This is a genomic window from Candidatus Bandiella numerosa (genome assembly GCF_021811875.1).
Classification (GTDB): domain Bacteria; phylum Pseudomonadota; class Alphaproteobacteria; order Rickettsiales; family Midichloriaceae; genus Aquirickettsia; species Aquirickettsia numerosa_A.
Window position 1 is genome coordinate 1 of record NZ_JAJBJD010000093.1, and the last position, 4,283, is coordinate 4,283.

At 31.1% G+C, this 4,283-nt stretch carries 6 protein-coding genes; 5 read left to right on the forward strand and 1 reads right to left on the reverse strand.

Annotated features, from left to right (window positions below):
- The first annotated feature begins 63 nt into the window (after positions 1–63).
- Together L8D11_RS03780 and L8D11_RS03785 are read left to right on the forward strand one after the other, a co-directional pair.
- Positions 64–705 (forward strand): hypothetical protein, encoded by a 642-nt coding sequence (locus tag L8D11_RS03780; protein ID WP_236870343.1) that lies wholly within the window; start codon positions 64–66, stop codon positions 703–705.
- Positions 706–794: 89 nt separating this feature from the next.
- Complete coding sequence (locus L8D11_RS03785; RefSeq protein ID WP_236870344.1) at positions 795–995, forward strand: hypothetical protein; 201 nt, start codon at positions 795–797, stop codon at positions 993–995.
- Here L8D11_RS03785 and L8D11_RS03790 read toward each other — a convergent pair.
- A complete protein-coding gene (locus L8D11_RS03790; protein WP_236870345.1) occupies positions 989–1,789 on the reverse strand; it encodes an NAD kinase in 801 nt (266 codons plus the stop codon). The genes L8D11_RS03785 and L8D11_RS03790 overlap by 7 nt on opposite strands.
- A 64-nt stretch (positions 1,790–1,853) precedes the next feature.
- Between L8D11_RS03790 and L8D11_RS03795 the strand changes: the two genes are divergently transcribed.
- The 3 genes from L8D11_RS03795 to miaA are packed head-to-tail and all read left to right on the forward strand — an operon-like array spanning position 1,854 to position 3,991.
- Entirely contained in the window at positions 1,854–2,405 is a 552-nt protein-coding gene (locus L8D11_RS03795; RefSeq protein WP_236870346.1) for a Smr/MutS family protein, read from the forward strand.
- 5 nt (positions 2,406–2,410) lie between these two features.
- On the forward strand, positions 2,411–3,085 hold the full coding sequence (locus tag L8D11_RS03800) for a uroporphyrinogen-III synthase (protein ID WP_236870347.1): 675 nt from the start codon (positions 2,411–2,413) through the stop codon (positions 3,083–3,085).
- Positions 3,086–3,991, forward strand: coding sequence for a tRNA (adenosine(37)-N6)-dimethylallyltransferase MiaA (gene miaA, locus L8D11_RS03805; protein ID WP_236870348.1), 906 nt, complete (start codon positions 3,086–3,088; stop codon positions 3,989–3,991).
- Positions 3,992–4,283: the final 292 nt, after the last annotated feature.

Consider the following 4,283-nt stretch of genomic DNA (forward strand, 5'->3'; position numbering starts at 1 on the left):
TGAGAAGATTAATCTCTTCTCTATGTACTCTGCTTTTGGTAAACACAAATCTGAAACCGCCCTATGCGACATCGCTTGTACGGTGGTGTGAGAGGGAGGTGCTGCAATGCGCCTCTCTACTCGATTGGTGAAAATATGCCATTAATTGGTGGTAAAGCTAATAGAGCTAGAGAATTTAGTGATTTAGATAAGCTTTATGAAAAAGAGCTGGCAAGAATAGATAAATTAGCTGAAAAAAATGAATTAGGAGATAATACAGCACAATACGCTGCTATGAAAACTAATGCTAAGGTAGAGTATGAAGCAAGACAAGTAGGATTGCATGAAAAACATCAGGGGATAGTTGATGGCATATATGGTAAAGGCATGTATGAAGCGCAACATCCTAAAGTAGCAGGAAAATTTACACGTGAAGAGCAAGCAGTAACTCCACAACAAAAAGAGGCAATATGGGAAGCTGATCCTAAATGTGAGTACCATAAAATTGATGTAAAACAACAAGAGCATGTTCAGCAAAGAGAAATGCATGGTGAAATCTTGGCAAAAAAATATCCTGAAATTTATAAAGCTGGTCAATATGTCGGTGATAAAGCAAGTGAGGCTGGTCAATATGTTGCAGAAAAGGCAAGTGCTCTTAAGCAAAGCTTTGCAGATAAGGTTGCTGCTAGGTCTGGTAGTGCTCAAGGAGCAGGTGTAGTGCGTTAATTTGGCTACCTAAATTAGTACTTTAAGTGGTTTTAGCTCATACTTAGGTATGCCTAAAATCACTTTTCTGTATTACAAAAAAGAATTTTGTGCTAGTTGTAGGAAAAGTTTCATTTAATATGAATTTGAAGGCTAGCGAACTGATAATACTTAAGAAGTTACTACTGGAGATTAAGGAGCAAAAATTCGATGTTTTCTCTGAAAAAATCATAGATATTGAAATATATAAAAATTTAGTTCTTAAAGAAAAATTTGTGCTTGACGCCCTTAATGAGTTCAAAAATCAATAAATTTTATCTCTATAAAATTGTTCCTTAAAAACCCTTTCTTGCAAATTATTATCCTTATCAAACAGCAATTGTTTCTCTATACTAAAATCAAGGAAAATTTCCACAGATCTTATATTTCTGATTTCTTGTGAATCAGCCACTGCACTCACTGGTCTTTTATTAAATTCTATAATTTCAAGCTTAATAGTGCTTTTGTCCGAAATCAAAGCTCCATCCCATCTTCTTGGTCTAAATGGGCTTATTGGCGTTAATGCCAAGATGTTAGCATTCAGTGGGATAATAGGACCATGTGCTGCAAAATTATACGCAGTACTTCCTGCAGGAGTAGCAATTATCACTCCGTCTGCATGTAAAGCATCCATTCTTACTATGCCATCTATGATGATCTTTATTTTGGCTATTTGGTTCGTTTCCCTAAGCAGTGAAACCTCATTAAAAGCATGTGCCTCTACAATCCTGTCATCCTCTGTAGTTACGACCATTTTAAGTGGATAGAGTTTGATATTTTGAGCACGCATTATTCTATCTATTAAATTGGCTGGATTATAACTATTTAATAAGAATCCTATTGAGCCTCTATTCATTCCATATATTGGAATATCAAAATCTTTTGTAGCATGGAGTGTTCTTAATATTTCTCCATCTCCACCAAGGGTTATAATGACATCACAATTCTTAATTTGATGAAGATTAACTTCGCTTAAATTGTAACTTTTACTTAATTCATTAAATGCTTTACATGATTTTTCAGATTTTTTATCGTATAAACATCCTATATGAAGACTTTGTATCATGAATAAAATTAGCTATACTACAAGATTTATGTATACATTATACAAAATCATAAATATATAAAAAATGGATGATGAAAAATATATTTTCACTACTGAGGAATTAATTGCATGGAAAAATGAAATTCAGGGTGTAAAAAAACTTGAGCGAGAAGAAAGAGAGATTGCTACCAAATTAAATGGTAGCTTACCTAAAATAGAGAATAAAAAATTTGATTCTCATAATCTAACACTGGCTACGAATAGGAATCTATCAACAAGTAATATTTTAAAATTTGGCGATCCAAGTGGAATAAATAGTGGTATGCAAAAGAAGATAGTTAAGGGAGAATATAAGATAGATGCAAAGCTAGATTTGCACGGATATTCAAGAAATGAAGCATATGGTATATTAATGGATTTTTTAAATAATTCGTATCAAAGAAAATTTAGAATGCTTCTAATTATTACTGGGAGAGGTCTTAACTCACCCGATCCATTGTGTACTATTAAGGAAAGTTTTTTTGGATGGATTCAAACATGGAAGATTAAGGGTAATTTTTTATATGTCAATTATGCACATAATAAACACGGGGGAGAGGGAGCCTTTTATATATTATTAAAAAAACAATCGTCATGAGCATATTGATAACAAGACCCTATCACCTTGGGATAAGATCTCAGAATAAAATTAGCAAACTAGGCAAAAAATCGTTTATAACTCCTCTTATTAAAATAAAATATCTCGATATAAAAATTTCAGATAGTAATTATGATTATATTGTTGTAACAAGCCAAAATGCAGTAGCAACATTCAGAAACAATTTATGGATGAAGGAGAAGTATATTTTAGTAGTGGGAGGTAAAACAAAAGACTTATTACTACAAGAAAATTGCAAAAAAATATTAATATGTGAGGAAAATGTTAGTGATTTAATTAATAATATGTATACAAAATTTTCCAGTGTTTCAAATATATTATATATCTGTGGAGATCACTTATCTTATGATTTAGAAGGTAGCCTTAAAAGCAACTCCTATAACATAACTTCCAAGGTGGTATATACTTCTGATGCTATCACTGAACTATCAAAAAATGAGATTACTCAAATAAATGAAGTTGTTGAAATAGTAATGTTTTATTCACCCAGAACAGCTATGATATTTGCTGATTTAGCTTTGAAGTATAATTTGTCTACAAGTAATAAAATTGCCATTTGTATAAGTAATAAATGCGCAAATAATATAGTAAAATTACAATGGATGGAGGTTAAAGTTGCTAGCTCTCCGAATGAAATAAAAATGTTAGAGTTAATATAAATGTTTAATATAACTCCAGCCAAAGGCAGTATAATTTGTATCTATGGTCCAACAGCCTCGTCCAAGACAAAATTTGCAATTTCATTGGCAAAAAAAATCGGAGGTGTTGTGGTTAATGCTGATTCAATGCAGGTATATAGCGAAGTTCCTATTTTAACATCACAACCAAGTTATGAAGAGCAAAGTATTATTTCTCACAAACTTTATGGTATGATAAATCTGGTTAGTGATTTTTCGGTATATCAATGGCTAAATTTTGTTGTTAAGGAAATTGATGCTATACGAAAACAAAATTTACATCCAATACTAGTTGGAGGTACTGGTATGTATTTATCGAGCTTGATTAATGGTATTGCAAAAATACCGGAAATTAGCAAAGCTACAAAACAGAAGATAGAAGATTTAACAAGTGGCAAAACGAATATAGAACTACACGACATGCTAGCAAAATATGATATTGGTTTGGCGAAAAAATTAAATACAAACGACAGAATTAGAATTTTTAGAGGCCTAGAAGTAATAATAGAAACAGGTGAATCTATCTTAAAATGGCAAGAACATAATGATAAATTTTATAATAGGGAGGATTTCATAAATATTTATATCCGCCCAGACCGCACCACTTTATATGAAAATATAAACAATAGATTTTTAAGAATGATTGAGCTTGGAGTTGAGCAAGAAGTAAGTGACGTTATCAAAAAATATAATGTAGATAAATTACCAAAAATCATAGGGTTATCTACTTTGTATCAATATATATCAAGAGAAATAAAATTTGAGGAAATGGCAACAATTGTTCAGAAAAACACTAGAAATTATGCAAAAAGACAATTCACATGGTTTAATAACAAACTTACTCATGATCACATTGAAGTGACCCCCAAAGAGTCAGACCAAAAATGACTCAAAAAGAGAGACATTTTTAATATAAAAAAATATATATAAAGTGTAATAAAAAACGCGGTAAAAAATATGAGTAAACAAAAAAGTTATACGAATGAATTTAAATTTAAGGTTGCAATGCTGTTGAGACAAACAGAAGGATTTATAGATTCAATATTTAAATTTATAAGGCCGTTGCATAAATGCAAAGCAAGGAAGATATGCAATAAATGGATTTAAAAAATTAGATTCATATAAAGAAGAACGATAAGTTTGGTATAAAAGCTGATAGAATAATAGGAATTCAAGAAAG